19 protein-coding genes are annotated in these 20,244 nt (G+C 67.5%); 10 read left to right on the plus strand and 9 right to left on the minus strand.

Annotation, left to right across the window (positions count from 1 at the left end; all coding sequences use genetic code 11):
- The 6 genes from ABFD52_04160 to ABFD52_04185 form a co-directional block, all read right to left on the minus strand.
- Complete coding sequence (locus ABFD52_04160) at nt 1-948, minus strand: biotin/lipoyl-binding protein (protein ID MEN6559952.1); 948 nt, start codon at nt 946-948, stop codon at nt 1-3.
- Nucleotides 945-2,396: a TolC family protein gene (locus ABFD52_04165; GenBank protein MEN6559953.1), complete on the minus strand. Its 1,452-nt coding sequence runs from the start codon at nt 2,394-2,396 to the stop codon at nt 945-947. Before ABFD52_04165 ends, ABFD52_04160 begins: the two co-directional genes overlap by 4 nt.
- Nucleotides 2,397-2,464: 68 nt before the next feature.
- Nucleotides 2,465-3,172, minus strand: coding sequence for a TetR family transcriptional regulator (locus ABFD52_04170; GenBank protein MEN6559954.1), 708 nt, complete (start codon nt 3,170-3,172; stop codon nt 2,465-2,467).
- Nucleotides 3,173-3,262: 90 nt separating this feature from the next.
- Nucleotides 3,263-3,850, minus strand: a complete 588-nt coding sequence (ruvA, locus tag ABFD52_04175; protein MEN6559955.1) for a Holliday junction branch migration protein RuvA — start codon at nt 3,848-3,850, stop codon at nt 3,263-3,265.
- A complete protein-coding gene (ruvC, locus tag ABFD52_04180; GenBank protein ID MEN6559956.1) occupies nt 3,847-4,350 on the minus strand; it encodes a crossover junction endodeoxyribonuclease RuvC in 504 nt (167 codons plus the stop codon). The genes ruvA and ruvC overlap by 4 nt, the downstream gene beginning before the upstream one ends.
- Before the next feature lie 16 nt (nt 4,351-4,366).
- On the minus strand, nt 4,367-5,122 hold the full coding sequence (locus ABFD52_04185; protein ID MEN6559957.1) for a YebC/PmpR family DNA-binding transcriptional regulator: 756 nt from the start codon (nt 5,120-5,122) through the stop codon (nt 4,367-4,369).
- Between the two features lie 193 nt (nt 5,123-5,315).
- Between ABFD52_04185 and ABFD52_04190 the strand changes: the two genes are divergently transcribed.
- Entirely contained in the window at nt 5,316-7,574 is a 2,259-nt protein-coding gene (locus ABFD52_04190) for a heavy metal translocating P-type ATPase (GenBank protein MEN6559958.1), read from the plus strand.
- Nucleotides 7,575-7,604: 30 nt separating this feature from the next.
- Here ABFD52_04190 and ABFD52_04195 read toward each other — a convergent pair whose 3' ends face one another.
- On the minus strand, nt 7,605-8,459 hold the full coding sequence (locus ABFD52_04195; protein ID MEN6559959.1) for a hypothetical protein: 855 nt from the start codon (nt 8,457-8,459) through the stop codon (nt 7,605-7,607).
- A gap of 109 nt (nt 8,460-8,568) precedes the next feature.
- Nucleotides 8,569-9,597 (minus strand): 6-phosphofructokinase, encoded by a 1,029-nt coding sequence (locus tag ABFD52_04200; GenBank protein ID MEN6559960.1) that lies wholly within the window; start codon nt 9,595-9,597, stop codon nt 8,569-8,571.
- Between the two features lie 211 nt (nt 9,598-9,808).
- On the opposite strand from ABFD52_04200, the gene ABFD52_04205 reads away from it, so the two are divergent.
- The 6 genes from ABFD52_04205 (at nt 9,809) to ABFD52_04230 (ending at nt 15,103) form a co-directional block, all read left to right on the plus strand.
- Nucleotides 9,809-10,579, plus strand: a complete 771-nt coding sequence (locus ABFD52_04205; GenBank protein ID MEN6559961.1) for an ABC transporter ATP-binding protein — start codon at nt 9,809-9,811, stop codon at nt 10,577-10,579.
- 5 nt (nt 10,580-10,584) lie between these two features.
- Nucleotides 10,585-12,297 (plus strand): hypothetical protein, encoded by a 1,713-nt coding sequence (locus tag ABFD52_04210; GenBank protein MEN6559962.1) that lies wholly within the window; start codon nt 10,585-10,587, stop codon nt 12,295-12,297.
- A 2-nt stretch (nt 12,298-12,299) separates the two neighbouring features.
- A complete protein-coding gene (locus ABFD52_04215; protein MEN6559963.1) occupies nt 12,300-12,692 on the plus strand; it encodes a hypothetical protein in 393 nt (130 codons plus the stop codon).
- Complete coding sequence (locus ABFD52_04220; GenBank protein ID MEN6559964.1) at nt 12,673-13,071, plus strand: hypothetical protein; 399 nt, start codon at nt 12,673-12,675, stop codon at nt 13,069-13,071. The genes ABFD52_04215 and ABFD52_04220 overlap by 20 nt, the downstream gene beginning before the upstream one ends.
- Before the next feature lie 91 nt (nt 13,072-13,162).
- Nucleotides 13,163-14,050: a tetrahydrofolate dehydrogenase/cyclohydrolase catalytic domain-containing protein gene (locus ABFD52_04225; protein MEN6559965.1), complete on the plus strand. Its 888-nt coding sequence runs from the start codon at nt 13,163-13,165 to the stop codon at nt 14,048-14,050.
- 18 nt (nt 14,051-14,068) lie between these two features.
- On the plus strand, nt 14,069-15,103 hold the full coding sequence (locus tag ABFD52_04230) for an AIR synthase family protein (GenBank protein MEN6559966.1): 1,035 nt from the start codon (nt 14,069-14,071) through the stop codon (nt 15,101-15,103).
- Here the strand turns inward: ABFD52_04230 and ABFD52_04235 are convergent.
- Complete coding sequence (locus ABFD52_04235) at nt 15,100-15,558, minus strand: Rrf2 family transcriptional regulator (GenBank protein ID MEN6559967.1); 459 nt, start codon at nt 15,556-15,558, stop codon at nt 15,100-15,102. The genes ABFD52_04230 and ABFD52_04235 overlap by 4 nt on opposite strands.
- A gap of 173 nt (nt 15,559-15,731) precedes the next feature.
- Here ABFD52_04235 and ABFD52_04240 point away from each other — a divergent pair, with 173 nt between their 5' ends.
- From ABFD52_04240 to ABFD52_04250, 3 genes are read left to right on the plus strand one after another with little or no spacing between them, the layout of a single operon-like run.
- Nucleotides 15,732-17,324 (plus strand): thiamine pyrophosphate-dependent enzyme, encoded by a 1,593-nt coding sequence (locus ABFD52_04240; protein MEN6559968.1) that lies wholly within the window; start codon nt 15,732-15,734, stop codon nt 17,322-17,324.
- 3 nt (nt 17,325-17,327) lie between these two features.
- Entirely contained in the window at nt 17,328-17,906 is a 579-nt protein-coding gene (locus ABFD52_04245) for an indolepyruvate oxidoreductase subunit beta (protein MEN6559969.1), read from the plus strand.
- Nucleotides 17,903-20,203: an acetate--CoA ligase family protein gene (locus ABFD52_04250; protein ID MEN6559970.1), complete on the plus strand. Its 2,301-nt coding sequence runs from the start codon at nt 17,903-17,905 to the stop codon at nt 20,201-20,203. Before ABFD52_04245 ends, ABFD52_04250 begins: the two co-directional genes overlap by 4 nt.
- Nucleotides 20,204-20,244: the final 41 nt, after the last annotated feature.

Genomic DNA, 20,244 nt, shown 5'->3' on the forward strand with positions numbered 1-20,244 from the left:
CTACCATTCGATCTTGACGGTCATGCCGGCCCGCAGGCCCGCGGCGGCGCCGGTCATCCGTCCCCGGACCTCGAAGGTCCTGATGTCCCAGGAGCCCTTCTCCTGGGTGGCCTCGGACTTGGCGAAATCGGCCAGCGGGGCGATGTAATAGACCTCGATCTGCCCCTTCCGGCCCAGGGCCGGAACGTCGATATCGAGCTTGTCGCCCAGCTTGAGCCCCTTGTAGTCGGTCTCCTTCAGGTTGAAGACGACGTACGGGTCGGGTTCCAGCATGGTCGCCAGGGCGAAGCCGGCGCTGACGACCTCGCCGACCTCGCCGTTGATCTCCTTGAGCTCGCCGTCGATCGGGGCCTTGAGAAACGTCTCGTCCTCGTAGCTCCGGGCCTCCTTGACCTTTTCCTCCATGGCCTTGACCTGGGCCCGGAGCTGCTCGATCTGCTCCCTGCGGGCCCCGTTGTTGACCATGTCCAGGTAGGACTTGGCCTGCTCGTACTGCTCCGTGGAGATCCTCCAGCGGAACTCGGCCGTGTCCTTCTCCTGGGCGGAGATGCCGCCGTCGTTGAAGACCTTGAGGACCCGCTCGTAGGTCCGCTGGACGATCTCCATATTGTCCCGGGCGATGTTGAACTGCCTCTGGGCCATCTGCCTCTCTTCGTCCCGGGCGCCCTTGAGCCCCAGGCGCAGCTGAGCGTCGGCGGCCTCCAGGCCGGCCTTGGCCTGTTCGACCTTGGCCTTGATGTCGTCGCTCTGCAGGACGGCGATGAGGTCGCCCTTGTGGAGGACATCGCCTTCCTTGACCTTCATCTCGATGATCCGGCCCGGGATCTTGGCCGCGACGTCGACTTCCCGGGCTTCGGCATATCCGTACTGAACGCGGGCCGGCGTTCTGGAGCAGGCGCAGGCCGCCGCCAGGCAGGCCAGCAGGACCGCGGGCTTGATGGTTTTCATCGGGTTCCCTCCATGTCTTTGATGTAGCCGTCAAGGCTCTGGGAAAGCTCGTGGATCTTCAGCCACGAGACGATGTATCCGTAGACCGCCTGGGCCCTCTCGGCCCTGATCTTCTCCAGGACCAGGTTGGCGTCGACCACCTCGAGGGAGATGCCCAGGCCCGAGGAGAAACGGGACTCGGCCAGGCGAAGGTTCTCTTCGGCTTCCTCCTGCCGGGCCGGGAAGCTGTCCACGGTGTTCTTCCGGGACTCGGCCTGGTAATAGAGCTGGTCGCCGGCCCTGTTCAGGAGGTCCTCGACGTCCTTCTTCTTCTCCTCGACCTCCAGGCGGAGCGCGTCGTCTGCGGCCAGCTTGTGAAGCTTCTCCCCGCTCGAGAAGACGTTGAGCTTGACGCCCACCCCGACGGCCCAATCCGGGTCCATGAAGGTCAGGTCTCCCCGGTAGAGCTCGTAGCGGCCGAAGGCGTAGATCTGGGGCAGGTAGGCGGCCAGGTCGCCGCGCTTCTTGGCCCCGACGAGGTCCCGCTTGATGTCCAGCATCTTCAGGGTCCGGCTGCCGGCCAGCAGGCTCGAACGAACCTGGTCCCTGGATGCGGCCTCCGGCTTGAACGGCAGGGGAGTGGTCAGGACCAGCGCCTCCGGATCGCCGGCCTTGACCAGGTCGGCCAGGACGCTGCGGGCGGTCTTCAGGTCGGCCTCGGCGTTCGCGAGGTTCTTCCGGGCTTCGGAATGGGCCACCTTGGCCCTGAGGAGCTGGGATCTGGCGATCAGGCCGGAATTGTAGAGGCTTTCGGCCTGACGGAGATGACGGGCTATCCCGGCCTCGGCGTCCCGGTTGGCGGCGGCGACTTCTTCGAGGAGCTTGGCCATGAAATAGATGCGGCAGGTCTCCTCCCTGACCGTCTCCTGGTCGATGAGGAATTCCTCCAGGCCTTCCTGGTAATGGAGATCGGCCCCCTTGTTGAGGGCGGCGATCTTCCCGCCCATCCAGATGGGCTGGACGAACTCCAGCGAGGCCCGCCAGACGTCCTGGTCGAGAAGATGCATGTCCATGGACGGAATGGCCGAATCCAGGGCCGCGGCGATCTGGGACGAGTAGGCGGTTGTCTCGGGGCCGGTCAGGCCGAAGCCCCGGCTCATGAGCATCTGCAGGTCGATGTCGGCCAGCTTGTTCTGGGTCTGGAGGCCGATGAGCAGGGTCCGCAGGGGGCTGAGATCGAGCTCGATGGGCTCGTTCAGCCTGGTGTAGGACCCGGCGACGTCGATCCTGGGGAAATAATGGCTGCGAGCCTCCTTCTTTCCGGCCTGCAGGAACTCGATGTGCTTGTGCTTGGCCAGGAGGTCATGGTTGGCGGCCAGGGCCTTGTCCACGGCCGTCGACAGGGTCATCTCCTGGGCCCCGAGAAGCCCCGGCATCAATAGAAGCAAAGCGAGCCAGAATCGTTTCATTGATTCCTCCGTTGGTGTTTTCCGGACAAGCGCGCCGGGCCTGGCCCGGCCCCCCTCGGCGCCCTTCGTCAGTCGTCCCGGCGGGGTTGCCCTTCCATCCTTTTCGGGGAGCCGTCCGGTCCGGGACGCGGCGCCGGGCGCGCCGGCGGCGTCAAAATACCCTCCAGGACGGAGGACAGGACCAGGTCCTTGACCTGCCGGCGGTCGTCCGATCCGGCCTTGACGGCCGGCTCGAGGACCATGGTCAGGACGAGGCCGGCCCACATGGAGACGATGCCCAGGTTCAGCCGGGCGGCCGGCAGGGACCCGGGGAATTGTCCGCGGGCCTGGCCCTCTTCGATGATGCTCTCGCCGAGAGCCAGGAAGCGGCGGAAGTTCGAGAAGGCCGGCCTCTTTGGCAGCTCGATCTCCTTCCGGCGCAGATCGACGAAGATGATCAGGAAGAAATCCGGATGCTCGAAGGCGTAATCGATGCTGTCCTCGATGTAAATGGCGTATTTCGCGACGGGATCGGTCCGGCCTTCGATCCTCTTGGTCAGCCTTTCCAGGAGCAGGGCGGAGGAGTGCCTGTAGATGCCGGTCAGGAGGTCTTCCTTGTTCCGGTAATAGAGGTAGATGGTCCCCACGGCGATCCCGGCCGCCTCGGCGACGTCCTTCATCGACGTCTCGTTATAGCCCCGGCGGGAGAAAAGGCGGGCGGCCGCCCGAAGGATGGCGATCCGCTTGCCGCCGGCCTCCGGGAGGCTGGTCTTGTCTGCGCTCGCGTCCGCGTTCATCATGGTCGCCGCTCTGAATGAATGTTCATTCATATGATAAGCGCAGAACCGGCGTTTGTCAAGTCGACGGTCATTTCCGGAGGCCCTTTCTCAGATCTTGGCCAGGCGCTTGAGGCAGTCCCGGAGGAGCTTCTCGAACTCCGTCCCGGGCTTGTTGGCGGCGATCGTCTGGTCGACGGCCCGTTCGGCTTCCTTGCGCCGGAAGCCCATGTTCTGGAGGGCCGAGAGGAGGTCCTCCTTTTCCGGCGAGCCCTTGGCCGCCAGGAGCTTTTCCTTCTTTTCGAGCTTGTCCTGGAGCTCCATGGTCAGGCGCAGGGCCGTCTTCTTGCCGATTCCCGGCACGAGCGAGATGCGGGCGACGTCGCTCGTCCGGACGGCCTCGGCCAGGTCTTCCGGGGCGATGCCCGAGAGGATGTTCATGGCCAGCTTGGGGCCGATGCCGGTGATGCCGATGAGCTTGAGGAACATGTCCTTCTCGTCCTGGGAGACGAACCCGTAGAGGCACAGGCTGTCGTCGGACATATGGGTGTGGATGAAGAGCTCGACCGTGCCCCCGACCTCGCCCAGCCGGACATAGGACGACACGGGGATGGCGGCGGCGTAGCCGACGCCGCCCGTCTCGACGACGACGCGCCCGGGCGTCTTCTGGATGAGGGTTCCCCGGAGATAGGCGATCATGGCTCGTCCTCGCCTCCGATCTTGGCCTGGTACTGGCGGGCATTGAGGTGGCAGATGGCCGCGGCCAGGGCGTCCGAGGCGTCGAGCGGGATGGCGTCGTCGTCGATCCCGAGAAGCGAGCGGACCATCGTCAGGACCTGCTCCTTGTCGGCCTGGCCGTAGCCCGTGACCGCCTTCTTGATCTCGAGCGGGGAGTACTCGGCGAGCCCGCAGCCCGTTGCGGCCACGGCCACCAGCACCGCGCCGCGGACCTGGCCGAGGATCAGGGCCGTCTTCTGGTTTTGGGCGTAAAAGACGTTCTCGATGGACACGTCGCCCGGCCCGTAGGTCCGGATGAGGCTCTCAAGCTCGGACTTGATCTCGGCCAGCTTCAGATGAAGCGGAAGCCTAGCCGCGGGCTTGATGATGCCGTAGGCGACGGGGGTGAGGGCGCCGTTCGCCTCCTCGACGATCCCGAACCCCGTGGACTTGAGGCTGGGATCGATCCCGAGGACCCGCATGGCTTGCGCCCGGGCGTCACCCGGCCTGCGAGAAGCTGGCGATCTCCTCTTCGGAGATGTCGAAGTTGGAGGAGACGGACTGGACGTCGTCGTGGTCCTCGAGCTCCTCGACCAGCCGCAGCACCTGCTGGGCTTCCTTGCCCTCGACCTTGACGTAGTTCTGGGGCAGGAACCCGACCTCGGAGGCGGCGACCTCGATCTCGGCCTTCTTGACGGCCTCTAGGACGGCGTCGTACTTTTCGGGCGAGGTGATGACCTCGAAGAGGGAACCCTCGTCCTTGAGGTCGTCGGCCCCGGCCGACAGGGCGACGTCCATCAGGATGTCCTCGGACGCCTTGGCCTTCTCGACGTCGATGTAGCCCATGCGCTTGAACATCCAGGCGACCGAGCCTTTCTCGCTCAGCGTGCCGGCGTTCTTCTGGAAGATATGGCGGATCTCGGAAACCGTGCGGTTCTTGTTGTCGGTGACGGCCTGGAGGAAGATGGCCACGCCGCCGGGGCCGTAGCCTTCGTAGGCGACTTCTTCGTAGGCCGCGCCTTCGAGCTGGCCCGTGCCCTTCATGATGGCCCGCTTGACGTTGTCGGCCGGCATGTTGGCGCTCTTGGCGTCGGCGATGGCCTTGCGCAGGGCGGCGTTCTTGTCGGGATCGCCGCCGCCGGCCCGGGCGGCCATGCTGATCTCGCGGATCAGGCGGGTGAAGATCTTGCCGCGCTTGGCATCGGTCGCGGCCTTCTTATGTTTGATAGACGCCCACTTGGAATGTCCGGACATGGCTATCTCCTTGTCTTTCCGAGCCCCAAAAGAATAGCACAAAGAGTATCTTCGCGCAACCCCGGCGGAAAGACTACAATAATACTAGGGAATATGGTAGGATGGTGACAGCGCTATAATTCGGGACGCAGGAAGAAGGTTCCCATCCGGCCGCCGGCGGCCGACGATCCGGTCCCGGGGAGGAGTGCGGCTTATGAACGACAGGGGAGGTTCCGGGGCGGGGAAGAGAGCGGCCGCGGGGTCCGAGACCCGCTTCGACTTCTCCGTGACGGGCATGGACTGCGCCAGCTGCGCCGCCAACGTCGAGCGGGCGCTCAGGAAGGTGCCGGGGGTCCGCGAGGCGGCCGTAAATCTCGCTGCCGGGCGGGCGACCGTGCTCTATGACCCGGGGAAAGCGGGCCCGCGGGACCTGGCCAAGGCCGTCCGGGACGCCGGCTACGGCGTCGCCGCGTCGGAGGAAGCCGCCAGGGAGACCGCCGACCAGGATTACCGCTCTCTGCGGACGTCGGTCATCTGGGGCGGCCTGCTGGCCCTGGTCATCATCCTGGGAAGCATGCCCCATTGGTTCCCCTGGCTGCCGGCTTTCCTCCGGAATTTCTATGTCCTCTGGGCGCTGGCGACGCCGGTCCAGTTCGTCCTGGGCCTGCGCTTCTACAAGTCCGCCTGGAGCGCCCTCAGGCGCGGCACGGCGAACATGAACACCCTGGTGGCCGTCGGCACGTCGGCGGCCTATCTTTTCAGCGTCGCGGCCACCGTCCTGCCGGGGTTCTTCCGCGGAGCCGGGGTCGAGCCGCAGGTCTATTTCGATACCTCGGCCGTCATCATCGTCCTCGTCCTATTCGGGCGCGCGCTCGAGGCCCGGGCCAAGGGCAAGACCTCGGGCGCCATCCGGCGGCTCATGGGCCTGCGGCCGCGGACGGCGCACGTCCTGGGACCGGAAGGCGAGCGCGAAACGGCCATCGAGGAGGTCCGCGCCGGCGACGTCCTCGTCGTCCGGCCGGGCGAGAGGATCCCGGTCGACGGCGTCATCCTCGAAGGGCGGACGTCGGTCGACGAGTCCATGATCACCGGCGAGAGCCTGCCCGTCGACAAGGGGCCGGGCCAGGAGATCATCGGGGCGACGATGAACAAGTGGGGAAGCTTCCGCTTCCGGGCCGTCCGCGTCGGCGAGGACACGGCCCTGGCCCGGATCATCCGCCTGGTCGAGGAGGCGCAGGGCACCAAGGCCCCCATCCAGCGCCTGGCCGACGTCATCTCGGCCTGGTTCGTGCCTGTCGTCATAGGCATCGCCGTCCTGACCTTCGCCGCCTGGGCCCTCGCCGGCCCGCCGCCGCGCCTGGTCTTCGCCCTGCTCAACTTCGTGGCCGTGCTGATCATCGCCTGCCCCTGCGCCATGGGCCTGGCCACGCCGACGGCCATCATGGTCGCGACCGGCCGGGGCGCCGAGCGCGGCATCCTCATCCGGAGCGGGGAGAGCCTGGAGACCGTGCACAAGGTCGACACGTTCGTCTTCGACAAGACGGGGACGCTGACCAACGGCCGGCCGGAAACGACCGACATCGTGCCGGCGGCGGGGGTCGAGCCCCGGACCCTTCTGGCGCTGGCCGCTTCGGTCGAGAACGGCTCCGAGCATCCGCTCGGGCAGGCCGTCGTCCGCCGGGCCCGGGCCGATGGCGTTCCCGTCGACGCGGCGCAGGACTTCCGGGCCCTCGAAGGCATGGGGGTCGAAGGCGCGGCGAACGGCCGCCGCGTCCTGGTCGGCAGCCGGAAGCTCGTGGCGGAGGCCGGGATCGACCTCGCGGCGCTGGCCGGCCCGGCCGAGAAGCTGGCCGGGGCCGGCAAGACCGTGGCCTATGTCGCCGTGGACGGGCGACCCGCCGGCCTGCTGGGCCTGGCCGACACGCTCAAGCCGGGCGCCCGCGAGACCGTCGACGCCCTCCGGCGCTCGGGCCGGCGCGTGGTCATGCTGACGGGCGACAACGCCCTGACCGCCCGGGCCCTGGCCGCCGAGGCCGGCATCGACGAGGTCCGGGCCGAGGTCCTGCCGGGCGACAAGGCCGAAGTCGTCCGCGCTCTCCAGGCGGAGGGACGGCGCGTGGCCATGGTCGGCGATGGCATCAACGACGCCCCCGCCCTGGTGCAGGCCGACGTCGGGCTGGCCCTCGGAACGGGCACCGACGTGGCCATGGCCTCGGCCGATATCACCCTGATGTCGGGGGACCTGGGAACGGTCGTCTCGGCCGTCGAGCTCAGCCGGCGGACCATCCGGACCATCCGGCAGAACCTGTTCTGGGCGTTCGCTTACAACGTGATCGGGATCCCGGTTGCCGCGGGCGCGCTCTATCCGTTCCTGAAGGTCCTGCTCAACCCCATGATCGCCTCGGCGGCCATGGCCCTGAGCTCGGTCTCGGTGGTGAGCAATTCCCTCCGGCTCCGGCGGGCGAAGATATAGATTCCCTCGCCGTCTCTAGAAGGAAGATCCTTAGAAGACGAAGCGGATGGCCAGGCCGGCCCGGAAGAAGGACGGGTTGACGCGCAGGCTGCCCAGGCCGATCGCCGCCTCGATCTCGTCGAGTGGCACGGTGATGACGTCGTCCGGGACGATGTGCAGCGGCAGGTCCTTCCTGGCGGAGCCGTAGTAGCGCAGGTCGAAAGCCAGGATGACGTGGCGGAAGGCCTCGTAGGCCGCCTCGACGCCGGCGTTCACGCCGTATTTCGTCTCCGGGCCGAAGTCCGCGACCATGTGGAAGGTGTCGGCGGACAGCTCATACTGGTCCCCGACGAGCGCGAGACTGCCGTAGGTGTAGTCGATGTAGCCGGCCTTGCCCTCGAAGTGGAAAACGCTCGGCCCGGCCGAGAGGCTGAGCGACAGGGTGTCGGTGAGCCGGAAGCGGGCCAGGGCGTTGAGGCTGAAGGTCGTCACGGTCAGGTTCCCGTTCGGGGAAGGCCCGTCGACGGTGAACGTATAGCTCTCGGGCTCGAAGGCCTGAAACTGCATGTTGACGTCATAGGCCGGGTTCGAGCCGCCGAAGTGGGGGCGGTGGTAGTCGGCCAGAAGCTGGATGCCGACGTTCTCGGTGAAGAGCACGTTGAAGTAGCCGTTCATGCCGTAGGTCGTCTTGGGCTTGAAGCGGAGGGTCTGGGCGGCCGAGCTGTCGATGTACCGGTCCGCCGGCGTGAACGGGGGCTTGTAGCTGTTGGCGTAGGACGAGTTCATAGTCGGGCCGACTAGGGTCCAGCCGAAGCCGAGCTCGAACCGGATGTCGCCCGCGGCCAGGGGGCCGGCGGCCCCGAGAAGGAGGGAGAAGGCAAGAAACAACGTTAGCTTTCGGGTCATGGTCTTGGCGCCTCCTAGCGGGGCCCAGCGTAGCACGGCCGGCCGGCAAAAGTCAACCCCCCGCCGGCGTCCAACTCCTTTAAGATCAATCCGTTTCGGATCGGCCGGGCTAGCCGAAGAAGACCTTGGCCATGTCGTAGAGATCGGCGTCGACCGTCTTGGGCTCGGCCAGGGCCTCCTCGAGAGGCACCGAGACGATGCGGTTGCCCCTCAGGCCGACCATGAAGCCGAACTTCTCCTGCTTGACCAGGTCGATCGCGGCGATGCCGTAGCGGGTGGCCAGGATGCGATCGAAGGCCGTCGGCGAGCCGCCCCGCTGGATATGGCCGAGGACCGTGACCCTGGTGTCGATGGCCGTCCGCATCTCGATCTCGCGGGCGATCATGTTGCCGATGCCGCCCAGGCGGACATGCCCGAAGGCGTCCTTTTCGGCCGTCTGGGTGATCAGGCTGGCGTCCTGGGGCTTGGCCCCTTCGGCGACGACGACGATGCTGAACAGCTTGCCGCGCTCCCGGCGCTTCAGGATCTGGGCGCAGATCTCGTCCAGGTCGAAGGGGAATTCCGGGATGAGGATGATGTCGGCCCCGCCGGCCAGCCCGCCCTCGACGGCGATCCAGCCGGCATGGCGGCCCATGACCTCGACGACCATGACCCGGTGATGGGCCTCGGCCGTGGTGTGGAGGCGGTCGAGCGCCTCGGTGACGACGGTGATGGCGGTGTCGAAGCCGAAGGTATAGTCGGTCCCGGAGAGGTCGTTGTCGATCGTCTTGGGCACGCCGACGACGCGCAGGCCCTTGTCGCTGAGCTTCTTGGCCACGCCGAGCGTGTCTTCGCCGCCGATGGCGATCACGGCGTCGACCTCGAACTTCTCGACCTGGGAGAAGATCTTGCCGATGCCGTCATCGACCCGGAAGGGGTTGGTGCGGGAAGTGCCGAGGATGGTGCCGCCCCGGGGCAGGATGCCGGAAATGGAATTGAGATCGAGCGGATAGATCTTGCCCTCGATGAGGCCGAGCCAGCCGTTCTTGATGCCCAGGATGTCGAAGCCGTAGACGACGATGCCCTTGCGCGTCACGGCCCGGATGACCGCGTTGAGCCCCGGGCAATCGCCCCCGCCGGTCAGGATGCCAACTCTCATTTTCGCAAACCTCCGAACAATGCTCCCGCTTTTCCCCGAAATCGACGAAGATTATACGCGCGCGCCGCCGGCATTTCAAGCGCGCCCGTCCGGAGGGGACGCGCCGCGGGGCGCCATCGGCCGATCGGCGCCCGGCCGGGGCCGGGCCTCTGGACACGGCCCCCGGGAGGGAGTATCCTGGTTTCAAGTTTCAGAGAACAGCCGCCGTCGAATGATCGAGCTGCGAGGCGTTTCCAAGAGATTTTCGGTCTTCACCGTCGTCGACGACGTCAGCTTCGCCGTCCGTCCCGGCGAGGTCCTGGGCTACCTGGGGCCGAACGGCGCGGGCAAGACCACGACCATCCGGATGCTGGCCGGCCTGCTCGAGCCGACCCGGGGGGACATCCTCTTCGAGGGGCGCGACATCCGGAAGGATATCTTTTTCTACAAGAAGCGCCTCGGCTATGTCCCCGAACAGTCGGAGATCTACCCGCACCTCAGCGCCTGCGACTACCTGACCATGGTCGGGCGGCTGCGGCGCCTGCCGGAGAGGTCCCTCAGGGACAAGATCTCCGGCTTCATGGACATCTTCGGCCTGCGCCATGACATGGACAGCCCCCTGTCGACCTATTCTAAGGGCATGCGGCAGAAGGTCCTGATCGCGGCCGCCATGCTCCACGACCCCGACATCCTGCTCCTCGACGAGCCCTTGTCCGGCCTGGACGTGACGACCGGGCTCGTCATCCGCGACCTGATCAGAAAGCTGGCCGCGGAGAACAAGATCATCATCTATTCCTCCCACGTGCTCGAGGTCACCGAGCAGGTCTGCTCGCGGATCATCATCCTCCATCGGGGCCGGGTCGTGGCCAACGATTCCGTGGCCAACCTGCGGAGCCTGATGCACCTGCCCTCGCTCGCCGAGATCTTCAGCCAGCTCGTCGTCCATGAAGACACGGCGCTCGCGGCCGAACGGATCGTCCGGACCATGAAGGGAAGAGACTGACGGCCGTGGGGGAGGAACTGGCCCAGCTCCGCATCCTGACCCGCCACTTCTTCGAGCGCCTCTTCCGGAACGATATCGTCGACTTCGAGGACCAGATGAAGGCCCGCCTAGTCGCCGTCCTGTCGGTCCTGGCCGTCATCATGGGCTGGAGCTCCTATCTGCTGATCTTCTTCAGGTACGAGCTCTCTCCCGACGCCGGCCTGTCCTGGCAGGAGAAGAACCACGTCTTCATCCTGATGATGATCATCTTCGCCATCGTCACGCTCCTCGAATGGGAGACGCTCTTCCCCGACCGCCGGGACTTCGTCAACCTGACGCCCCTGCCGGTCCGGCTGCGGACGGTCTTCGCCGCCAAGCTGGTCTCGTTCGTCGCCTTCATCGGCCTTTTCTCTGCGGCCATGAACAGCTTCTCTTCGGTCGCGTTCGCGTTCTTTCTGGCCCAGTGGAGGTCGAACAGCGTGTTCTTCCTGCTCCGCCATGTCCTGGCCCATCTGGCCAGCGCGTTCGCGGCCTGCTTCTGCGTCTTCTTCGCCTGCGTGTTCATCAATTTCTTCCTCATGGCCGTCCTGCCGCCGGGGCTCTACCGCCGGGTCTCGATCCTGGTCCGCTTCGCCCTGGTCGGCTTTTTCGTCTTCCTGCTCCTTTCGTTCCTGGTCGAGCCCGGGAGCTTGAGCGGCGCGATCCGGTCGCTGGCCAAGCTCAAGGACCACGGGTCGCCGCTTGTCTTCCGCATCCCGTCCATGTGGTTCGTCGGGCTCTACGAGGTCCTCCTGGGCACGAAGGACGCCGCGTTCATCGCCCTGGCCCGGATAGCCGGCCTTGCCTTCGGGCTTTCGCTCGGCGCCTTCGGCCTGGCCTGCGGCCTGAGCTATCTCCGGCATTTCCGGAAGACCCTGGAATCGGCGAAAAAGAAGCCCCGGTCGCGCCGCCTGCGCGAGGCCGCCGCGGGGCTTCTCCAGCAGGCCGTGTTCTGGAACCCCGAGGAACGGGCCGTTGGAGCGTTCTTTTCCAAGACCCTCCGGTCTAGCGCGAAACACCGGGCGGTGCTCGTCAACGGCCTGGCCGTCGCCGCGGCGCTGGTGACGCTGTCGATCGTCGCCAACAGGGGGAACCTCCAGGCCTTGACCCCCGGCCGCTCGTCCTTCCTGGCCCAATCGCTCCTGGTCGTCTTCGTCCTGCTCGCCGGTCTCCGCGTCGTGGTCGACGTGCCCGCCGCGCTCGAGGGCAACTGGGTCTTCCGGGTGACCGAAACGCCTGAACGAGGGCGCTACGTCTCGGGCCTCAAGAAAGCCGTGTTGCTCCAGTGGTTCCTGCCCCTGGCGGCCCTCATTTTCCTGGCCCATCTCTGGCTTTGGCGGGATGCCCGGGCGGCGTCGCTTCACGCGGTCTTCTGCCTGGCCCTTTCGGCTCTCGGCATCGAGGCCTTCTTTTATCATTTCCGGAAGGTGCCGTTCGCCAGCACGCACGTCCCGGGCAAGCTGCGGATTCAGACCCGGGGCATCCCTTATCTTGCCGGCCTGCTGGCGCTCCTGGCGGCGCTTTCCGCCCTCGAAAAGGCGCTCCTGGCGCATCCCGGCGCCTTCCTGGCCTTCCTCCCGGCGGCGGCCGGCCTCTGGGCCGTTCTGAGGATCGACAACGCGCGCTTCCTCAAGGGCAGCGGGCTCGTCTACGAGGAAGAGCCGGAACCGGCCATGATCGGCTTCCCGGAGGACGCCTGACCATGGGAACCTTGCGCGTCGCCGGCCGGCTTTTGATCATCGCCCTGTCCCTGGCCTTGTCCCTGATCGGCTGCCGCAGCGGGAATGTCGAAGGATGGAGCAGCAAGGCCCGGACGATGATCCTGACGAGCGGCCCTACGGAGATCGTCATTTCATCGTCCAGGGTCCCCGGCTATTGGGCCCGGCAGGCGGCCAGCGATCAGGATATCTTTCTTTACACCCGGGCCAGGTCTTTTGAAAAAGGGAACCGGGTCAAGGTCGAGGGCCCCTTCGGCGGCGCCGCGGCCGCCGTCTTCAATGAAGACGCCGGGACCTACAGGCATTCCCGGGAAGTTCCGCTCTCGGTCCTTGTCGTCTGGAAGATGGAGAGGTGCGATGACGCGCCGCGTCCCTGAGATCCTTCTGACGGCGCTTCTGGCCGGGCTGGCCTTCCTTGCCGCCGGCTGCGACCCCGAAGGGCGTTCCTGGATCGAGCCCGAAGATCTCGAGGTCAAGGTCCTTTCCGGCGCCATGTTCGTCAGGACCAGCCGGGGCGACTATGTCGACGGCTTTCTGGCCGAATACACGAAGGACTTCGAGACCAGGCGGATGTTCATGGCCATGGAGATCACGCGCTACGTCAAGGGCGAACGGCTCGCCGTCACGGGGCGATTCGCCGGCGGAAGCGTCCGGTTGGCCCCCGGGGAGCGGGCCCGGGAGACGGTCCCGGTGTTCGAGGTCGAGAGGGCGGCCCCGCGCGTTTCCAAGGCGCCGGACCTCCCGCCCCGGAGATGAGCCGGCCCGACGGCCCTCGTCCCGCCTTGACCGCCCCGGCCCTTTTGTTTATGGTAGGGGAGACATCCATCGCGATCAACGAGGAGGGCGCATGGCGGCGACGATCATCAGCGGCAAGGACGTTTCGGCCCGGATCCGGGAAGAGCTCAAGGGCCGCGCGGCCCGTCTCAGGGAAAAGGGGCGCCTGCCCGGCCTGGCCGTCGTCCTAGTCGGCGAGGACCCGGCCTCGGTGTCCTACGTCACGGCCAAGGGCAAGGCGGCCGAGGAGATCGGCATCTTCGAGACGACCATCCGCATGCCGGCCGATTCCTCGGAAGAGTCCATCCTCCGCCAGGTCGACGAGCTCAACCGCGACCAGCGCTACGACGGCTTCCTCGTCCAGCTGCCCCTGCCGAAGCACGTCGACGCCGGGAAGGTCATCAACCTCATCTCGCCGGAGAAGGACGTCGACGGCTTCCACCCGGTCAACGTCGGCAAGATGCTGCGGGGCGAGCCCTGCCCGCTGCCGTGCACCCCCTACGGCGTCGTCCAGCTCCTGGTCCGCGGCGGCTACGGCCCGGACGGCAAGCACGTCGTCATCTGCGGCCGGAGCAACATCGTCGGCAAGCCGCTGGCGGCCATGCTCATCCAGAAGCGGAAGGGGGCCAACGCCACGGTGACCGTGTGCCACACCGCGACGCCCGACATCCGCCGCTTCACGCTCCAGGCCGACATCCTCGTCGCCGCCATGGGCGTGCCGCGGGCCATCCGGGCCGACATGGTCCCCGACGGCTGCGTCGTCATCGACGTCGGGGTCAACCGCGTCCCGGACCCGGCGGCGGCCAAGGGCTTCCGCCTCGTCGGCGACTGCGATTTCGAGCCGATCAAGGAGAAGGCCGCGGCCATCACGCCGGTGCCGGGCGGCGTCGGGCCCATGACGGTGACGATGCTGATGATGAACACCATCGAGGCCGCCGAGCGCAAGGCCGGGCTGGCCTGAGGCGCCGGGGGAGAGGCCATGAAGATCGGCAAGATCGACCAGACCGATTTCCGCGCGCTGGTGATGGGCAAGTTCGGCCGGCGCGACCCGACCGTCCTCGTCCCGCCCCGGGCCGGCGTCGACGCCGGCGTCGTCGATCTCGGCGGCGGCCGGGTGCTGGTCGTCGCCGAGGACCCGATCTTCACCATGCCCCGGCTGCCGCTGGAGATGTTCGGCCGGTTCACGGTCCACATCGGGGCGAGCGACGTCGCGGTCATGGGCGTCCGGCCGCGCTACATGACCTACTCGCTGCTGCTGCCGCCCGAGACGGTCCGGGAGGACATCCGGCGGATCATCGATTCCATCCACGGCGCGGCCCGCGGCCTCGGCCTGGCCATCGTCGGCGGCCACACCGGCTATTATCCGGGATTCACGGCGCCGACGATCGGCGGCATCACCGTGTTCGCCCTGGGCCGGAAAAAGGACGTCGTCACCCCGGCCGGGGCCCGGCCCGGCGACGAGGTCATCCTGACCAAAGGGCCGGCCATCGAGACGGCCGCCCTGCTGGCGTCCCTGAGGGAGGAGGAGCTCCTGGCCGCGAACCCGGCGGCCCTCGTCGACAAGGCCAAGTCGCTGGCCGGCTCCATCACCGTGGTCGAGGACGCCCTGACGGCCGCGGCCGCCGGCGGCGTCACGGCCATGCATGACGCGACGGAGGGCGGGGTCCTGGGCGGGCTCTTCGAGATCGCGGCCGCGAGCGGCGTCGGCATGGAGATCGACGAGTCCCGCTTCGTCTATCCCGACGAGGTCCGGATGGTCTGCGAGACGTTCGGCATCGACCCGGTCCGGTCGATCGCCGAGGGCAGCCTGCTCATCACCGTCCGGCCGGGCAGGGGCGCGGGCGTCGTCGCCCGGCTCAAGAAGAAGCGCATCGCCGCTTCGGTCATCGGGGAGGTCGTTCGCGATCGCCGCCGGCGGACCATCCGCCGGGCCGACGGCCGGACCGAGGCGCTGGCCGTCCCGGAGCAGGACCCGTTCTGGCCGGCTTTCTTCGCGGGCCTGGACAAGGCCTAGCGGGCCCTGGCCTTGGGCTTCCGGTCCTTCTTGTCCTTCTTCTCGGCCATGGCCAGGGCGTCCTTGAGGGTGATGCCGTCGAAATAGTCCTTGAGGATCGCCGTCGCGCGCTTCCAGATCTCGAAGGTCGGGCAGGTGTCCGTGTATTCGCAGAAGGCCTCGTCCTCGATGCACTCGACCAGGCAGCAGTTGCCCTCGAGGGCCCGGAGGATCTCGCTGAGCCTGATGTCCTCGGGCTTGCGGGCCAGCGTGTAGCCGCCGCCCGCGCCGCGGATGCTCTTGACCAGGCGGTTGATCTTGAGGGGGATGATGATCTGCTCGAGGTAGCGGATGGAGATGCGCTCGTCCTCGGCGATGTTCTTGAGGATGACGGCCTCGTTGCCGGCCCCGTAGTGGCGGGCGAGGTTGAGCATCAGGCGCGTGCCGTAGCGCCCCTTGGTGGAAAGTCTGATCATGGCCGGCTCCTTGGCCATCCATTTTACAGGGCTTGCCTTCGAATATCAACATGGCTTGATAGGAATAATCAAGTTAATCGGAGCCCCGGGCGCGGCCGGGCGCGGCCGCTTGACACCCCCGGCGGTCTCTGAGTATCCTAGCCGGGAAATCCCTTCGATAAAGGAATGTACAAATGTCCCGTCAGATACTGCTCGGTGACGAAGCCGTGGCCTTGGGGGCAGTCCACGCCGGCCTATCGGCCGCCTATTCCTATCCCGGGACCCCCGCCTCAGAGATCATGGAATATCTCGTGCGCCTGTCCGCCGAATCGAGGGCCTTCGCGGCCGTCTGGTCGGTCAACGAGAAGGTCGCCTACGAGGAGGCCCTCGGCGCTTCGTTCGCCGGCAAGCGGGCCATGGTCTCGTTCAAGCACGTCGGCCTCAACGTGGCGGCCGATCCGTTCATGAACTCGGCCATCACCGGCGCCAACGGCGGCTTGCTCGCCGTCAGCGCCGACGATCCCGGCATGCACAGCTCCCAGAACGAGCAGGACAGCCGCTTCTACGTCCAATTCGCCCAGATCCCCGGCTTCGAGCCCTCGGACCACCAGGAAGCCTACGACATGGCCCGCGAGGCCTTCGATCTGTCCGAGAAGTTCGGCCTGCCCGTCCTCATGCGCCTGGTCACGCGGCTGTCGCACAGCCGTTCGGCCGTGGAGACGCGCGAGGCCCGGCCGCAGAACGAGCTGAAGAAGGGGACGGGGAAGGACTGGATCCTGCTCCCGGGGAACGCCCGGGGACGCTTCAGCCAGCTGCTCGACCGCCAGGCCGAGATGGTCCGCTGCTCCGAGGAGTCGCGGTTCAACCGGCTCGAGCTCAACGCCGGGGACCGCTCCTTCGGCGTCATCGCCTCGGGCATCGCCTACAACTATTTCCGCGAGGCCGTGGCCGGGGACGCCGCCCCGCCCTCCTTCCTCAAGATCTCGACCTACCCGCTGCCGGAGAGCCTTGTCCGCCGGCTCGTCGCCCACGTGGACAAGGTCCTGGTCCTCGAGGACGGCTATCCCTTCATAGAGCGGCAGGTCAGGGGCCTGTTCGGGGTGCCGGGCAAGACGGTCCTGGGCCGGGCGAGCGGCGACGTGCCGGCGTCGGGCGAGCTGACGCCGGACATCGTCCGCCGGGCCCTCGGTCTCGGCCCGCTGCCGGCGCTCCCGGTGAGCGGGCTGCCGCTGGCCAACCGGCCGCCCCAGCTCTGCGCCGGCTGCCCCCACGCCGACACGTTCAAGGCGCTGAACAAGGCCCTCGAGGGCCGCGCCGGGGCGAGCGTTTTCGGCGACATCGGCTGCTACACGCTGGGGGCCCTGCCGCCCTTCAACGCCATCAACAGCTGCGTCTGCATGGGCGCGAGCATCAGCATGGCCCGGGGCGCCTCCGACGCCGGCCTCCATCCGGCCGTCTCGGTCATCGGCGACTCGACCTTCGCCCACTCGGGCATCACGCCCCTGCTGGGCGCGGCCCGGGCGGACGCCGACATGACCGTCATCATCCTCGACAACGCCACGACGGCCATGACCGGCGGCCAGCCCACCTACGGCTCGGGCCAGCCCCTGCTCCGCCTGATCGAGGGGCTCGGCGTCCCGAAGGAGCACATCCGGACGATAGAGCCGCTGCCGAAGAACCACGAGACGAACGTCCGGATCATCCGGGACGAGATCGAGCACCGCGGCCTGTCCGTCATCGTCGCCGTCCGCGAGTGCATCCAGGAACAGCGGAAGAAGAGGAGCTAGGTCATGAAACAGGACATCATCCTCGCGGGCGTCGGCGGGCAGGGCATCCTGTCGATCGCCTACGTCATCGACAACGCCGCCCTGGCCGACGGCCTGACCTTCAAGCAGGCCGAGGTCCACGGCATGGCCCAGCGCGGCGGCGCCGTCCAGTCGCACCTGCGCCTGGCGGACGGGACGATCTGGAGCGACCTCATCCCCAAGGGCCAGGCCGACCTGATCCTCAGCGTCGAGCCGCTCGAGGCCCTGCGCTACATGGACTACCTCAGGCCGGACGGCACGGTGGTCACCAGTTCGACCCCCTTCAAGAACATCCCCGACTACCCCGATGTCGCCCAGGTTTTGGAGGCCGTCCGCAAGGCCCCCCGGAGCGTCGTCGTCGACGCGGAGAAGCTGGCCAAGGAAGCCGGGACGGTCAAGGCCCAGAACATCGTTCTCCTGGGCGCGGCCGCGCCGGTCCTGATCCTCAAGGAAGCGAGCCTGCGGGCCACGATCGACCAACTCTTCCGGGGCAGGGGGTTGCCCATCCTCGAGGCCAACCTCAAGGCCTTCGATCTCGGCAGGAAAGCCGCCCTCGGCCAATGAGCGCGGCCTGGACCAGGACCATCCGCGTCCTCGAACGCGCGGAGAAGGACGGCCGGAATTTCCTGCTGGAGCCCGAGGTCTACGAGATCCTGAAGGATGCGGGCATCGCCACGCCCCGCCACGTCTTCGTCGCGCCCGGCCAGGCGCCGGCGCGGGAAGCGCTGCGGGCCCTGGGCACGCCCGAGGTGGTTATCAAGGTCGTCTCGCCGCTCGTCATCCACAAGTCCGACGTCGGCGGCGTGGCCATCGTCCGGGCGACGCCGGCCGCCGTCAAGGAAGGCTGCGCGGCCATGCTCCGGACCGTCGTCGCCCGCAGCCGGGCCGCGGACCGGAAGGCCGTCCGGGCCTCCATCCGCGGCTTCCTGGTCGTCGAGAAGGTCGCCTTCGACGATGTCGGGTTCGGCTCGGAGATCCTCTTCGGCCTGCGCAACTCCCAGGATTTCGGGGCCGTGCTGACCGTCGGCTCGGGCGGCCTCGACGTCGAGTACATGAACGCCCGGCTCAAGGAAGGCCGCGCGGTCGCCATCGCCTCGGCCCATCTGCTGGACGAGGCCGGGGCCTGGCCGCTCCTCGAGCCGCTGGCCTTCGCCGGCAAGCTGGCGGCCGAGTTCCGGGGCCGGAAGCCGCTCGTCGCGCCCAAGGTCCTGGTCGAGGCCCTGCTTCGCTTCCGCGGCCTGGCCGCCGCTTTTTCGGCCTTCTCCGGGTCGACGCCGTTCGTGCTGGAGGAGGCCGAGGTCAACCCATTCGTCGTCCGCCGGGGCCGGCTCGTGCCGCTCGACGGCGTCTGCCGCTTCTCCCGGAACAAGGCCAGGCCCTCGGCCCGGCCGGTCGAGGCCGTGGGCCGACTGCTCCGGCCGGAGACGATCGGCATCATCGGCGTCTCGGAGAAGATGAACATCGGCCACGTCATCCTCAACAACGTCCTCAAGGGCGGCTTCCCGGCCGGAAAGGTGACCGTGGTAAAACCGGGGCTGGACGCGATCGAGGGCTGCCGCTGCGTTCCCTCCATCGAGGCCATGCCGGAGACGGTCGACCTGTTCGTCCTGACCCTGGGCGCCGACCAGTGTTACGACGTGATGAGGGACCTGGTCGATCACGGCAAGGCCCGCTCGGTCATCCTCATCGCCGGAGGCATGGGCGAAAAGGAGGGCGGGGCCTCGATCGAGGACCGCATCCGCGGTCTCCTGGCCGAGGGCCGCGCCGGCGGCCGGGTCACGCCGGTCGTCAACGGCGGCAACTGCCTGGGCGTCGTCTCCAAGCCCGGGCTGTACGACACCCTGTTCATCCCCGATTACAAGCTGCCCCGCCCGAAGAGCGCCGGCTCGGCCTCGGCCATGATCAGCCAGAGCGGGGCCTTCATGATCTGCCGCATGAGCAAGCTGCCGTCCATCGAGCCCCTCTACTCGGTCTCCCTGGGCAACCAGCTCGACCTGACGGCCTCCGACTATCTTAACTATCTCAAGGACGATCCGGCGGTCCGGACCTTCAGCGTCTACATGGAGGGCTTCAAGCCCGGCGACGGACTGGCCTTCGCCCGGGCCGTCCGCGATATCACCGCGTCCGGCCGGACGGTCCTGGTCTACAAGGCGGGGCGGAGCCCCGAGGGGCGGTCGGCGACCTCGAGCCACACCGCTTCCGTGGCCGGGGATTACGGCGTCTTCAAGGCGCTCTGCGAGCAGGCCGGGGCCATCGTGGCCGGGAGCCTGTTCGAGTTCGAGAGCTTCATGAAGGGCCTGGCCTGGCTCGAGGGACGGCCGGTCCGGGGCCGGCGGGTCGGCCTGGCCAGCAACGCCGGGTTCGAATGCGTCATGATGGCCGACAACCTCAAGGACGGCGCGGGCCTCGATTTGGCCGCCTTCGCCCCGGAGACGAAGGCGCGCATCCTGGAGAGCCTGCGCCCGCTCGGCATCGACAAGCTCCTCGACATCCACAATCCGCTCGACGTCACCCCGGTCGCGGACGAGGCCGCGTTCATGAACAGCGTGCAGGCCGTCGTCGAGGACCCCGGCGTCGATTGCGCGGTCATCTCCAACGTGCCGCTGACCAAGGCCCTGCAGACCCTGCCGGCCGGGGAGGGGCACGGCGAGGACATGGCCCGGCCGGGGGGATTCGCGGCCCGGACGATCGAGCTCTTCCGGGCCACGGACAAGCCCGTGGTCGTCAACATCGACGCGGGACCGCTCTACGATCCGCTGGCCGCCCGTCTCGAGAAGGCCGGGATCCCGGTCTTCCGGCGGGCCGACGAAGCGCTGCGCTTCCTCAGGACGTATATCGACCGCATGTCCCCGAAAAAATAGGCCCGGAAACCGCCCGGCTCCGGGAGGGACGCCTCCCCGCG

This window comes from Acidobacteriota bacterium (assembly GCA_039683095.1).
Taxonomy (GTDB): Bacteria; Acidobacteriota; Aminicenantia; order Aminicenantales; family Saccharicenantaceae; genus RBG-16-66-30.